The organism is Yokenella regensburgei, from assembly GCF_051486985.1.
GTDB lineage: Bacteria > Pseudomonadota > Gammaproteobacteria > Enterobacterales > Enterobacteriaceae > CBFFRJ01.
The window spans coordinates 1-2415 of record NZ_JAHVDV010000074.1 but is presented as its reverse complement, the minus strand read 5'-3'; the positions used below and the strand labels follow the sequence as shown (position 1 = coordinate 2415).

General features: G+C 46.0%; 2 protein-coding genes. Both read left to right on the top strand.

Annotated elements, in window-relative coordinates; translation table 11 throughout:
- Window positions 1-621 precede the first annotated feature (621 nt).
- Window positions 622-1314 carry a fimbrial protein gene (locus tag KXR87_RS23385; RefSeq protein ID WP_437434564.1) on the top strand — a complete coding sequence of 231 codons (693 nt, stop codon included), beginning with the start codon at window positions 622-624 and terminating at the stop codon, window positions 1312-1314.
- A gap of 509 nt (window positions 1315-1823) precedes the next feature.
- On the top strand, window positions 1824-2415 hold a 592-nt coding region (locus tag KXR87_RS23380; protein WP_437434563.1), incomplete at its 3' end, for a fimbrial biogenesis chaperone.

Genomic DNA, 2415 nt, shown 5'->3' with positions numbered 1-2415 from the left:
ACGCAAAGCAAAATGGTATGTGTCCGGCAAAAGGGAAGAAATTATTTCCGGTTAAGGAGGTGATGGCGCCTCGTTCCGGCAGAGTGCTATTTACCACGATTGATGACTATGGCGGATATAAAGAGGGTGAGTCCGGTTATGGGCCTTAATAAATAAAATCTTTAAGGAAAACCCATCAAAATCAGAGCGGCACATTATTTAAGAAAATAGGAAATCAAGGATGAGAATAATTTTCCAGGTCACGCCAGTTATTAATAAGACCCTGCTCATTAATATAATCCGAGGTAGTAAATGAATAAATTAATGTCACCCATCCTGTTTTCTGTCGGATTTATTTCATGTACGCCTGAATGTTGGGCGGATTGCAGCACCCTGAATCCTCAATCCTATGAAAGAACGCTACCCTCTTTCGTAATATCAGTCCCCAAAAATAGTGTGCGCGGGCCTGTTGGAAACGTTATGAGTCTTGCTGATGGTCCCTCCTCAAGCGTTAGCTGTAACGCAGGCAATGTAAATATGAAGCTACAGTTGGGCACAACAATGACACCTTCAGATTACGACCCCACTGTATATAAGACAAACATCCCTGGAATCGGCATCAAGATTTGGAGTAACTGGGTCATGACAAGTGGATGGCCCAGCGGAACGCCAATTGTTACGCTAACTGATATTCCGCAGTACTGGTACTCCTGGCCTGCGAGTGCGACAAGTGCAGAAAACCGTATTGCAGGAATCAACGTACAGTTTTACATCATCGGCCCCGTATCTTCAGGAACAGTAACGCTGCCTTCACCTATGGTGGCTGCATGGGCTAACACCGGTACCGGAGATACTGGTGCAGTTCGCTATAGCGAGCTCAGGATAAATAGCGGAAATGTGGTCGTTAAAGCTGCAGCATGCAAGACGCCGGATATTCAGGTTGATCTGCAGAAACATGCCAGTACGGAATTTACCGCCGTTGGCACAACCAGCCCTGCAACGCCTTTTAATTTTGAAATTAAGAACTGCGATCCTAACATCAACTCAGTCAATTACACATTTAAGCCAGGACCGGGGGTCACTCTGGTCAGTGCCGGAAACAACGACCAGCATATCACGCTGGACAGCACCTCATCCGCCAGCGGCGTGGGTATTCAGGTACTGGATGCCTACGACACGCCTGTTCCTTTCAATACAAAAATCACTTACGGCGGCTATAACAAAACCACCGGCGGGAGTTATACCATCCCCATGAAAGCGCGTTATATCCGTACCGGTGCCATTTCTGCCGGAACGGCTAACTCGGCCGTGGAATTCACCATGACGTATGAGTAGGGAAGTTCCCTGTTCGAATGCGGGAAACAGGCAAGATTCCGCATTGAAAAAAGATGAAATGTGCCGGGCGAGGCTGCACTCATCCGGCTATCCACGTCAGCCTAAAGCAAGAAACGAGAAAATATATAAACAAAAACTATGAATTAATATTAAAACATTCATTGGCGCAAAATTAATATCAATAAAAATGATTATGCATTTAGGGAGTGTGGAGGAATTAGAAAAATAATACTTTGTTTTTTATATAATTATCACCACCACACACTTAAGCCGCTCATAAAAATACCCACCACGCATTCCATTAAAAATGCAAATCCTTTCCCGTCTCCAAACAAATAACCATTTGAAGCGGCATCCGGTTTTTTGTACAATCCGCAAAAATAATATTATTCAAGTGATAAATTTATCCAGCTCATTTATAAGCATACAATTATTCACCTTACAAATAAAAATTACTTTAAGTTATATGCTGGCACGAATATCAAAAAGTTTATTCATTAGGGATGTGTATGAATCATCTTGCTTACCTGCTTTCTGCTTTGCTGTTCTTATCAGGAATCGCCCAGGCGGGCATTCAGATTAACGCCACAAGGGTCATCTACCCTGCCAGCAAAAAAGAGGTTACGCTCGGCATCACTAATGAAGCCGACACGCCGCGTCTGTTGCAAATGTGGATTGACAGCGGTAACCCGGATGCCAGGCCGGAATCAGCAAAAATTCCCTTTCTGGTCACTCCGCCCATCTCCCGCATTGACCCCGGAAAAGGGCAGACATTGCGCATCATATTTACCGGCGGCCCCCTGCCTGCCGATCGTGAATCCGTTTTCTGGCTGAATATTCTTGAGGTCCAGCCAAAGTCCGGCGTCAGCAAAGAGAACAGCGACAGAATTAAATTTACGGTCCGTTCCCGACTCAAGGTTTTTTACCGACCAACCGGGCTGCCGGGCTCATCGGGTGATGCCGCCGCGCAATTACGCTGGCGGCTGATTAGTCAGGGTAAGGGCTATGCCCTTGAGTGTGATAACCCCACCGCCTGGAACGTCTCTTTTCATGATGTCCGGCTGAAAAGTGCCTCTGCCGTGGCGGACGCAAAGCAAAATG

What these genes read in the sequence shown, in the direction of transcription:
- KXR87_RS23385 (WP_437434564.1), top strand. Translation starts at nt 622, where the DNA reads ATGACAAGTGGATGGCCCAGCGGAACGCCAATTGTTACGCTAACTGAT.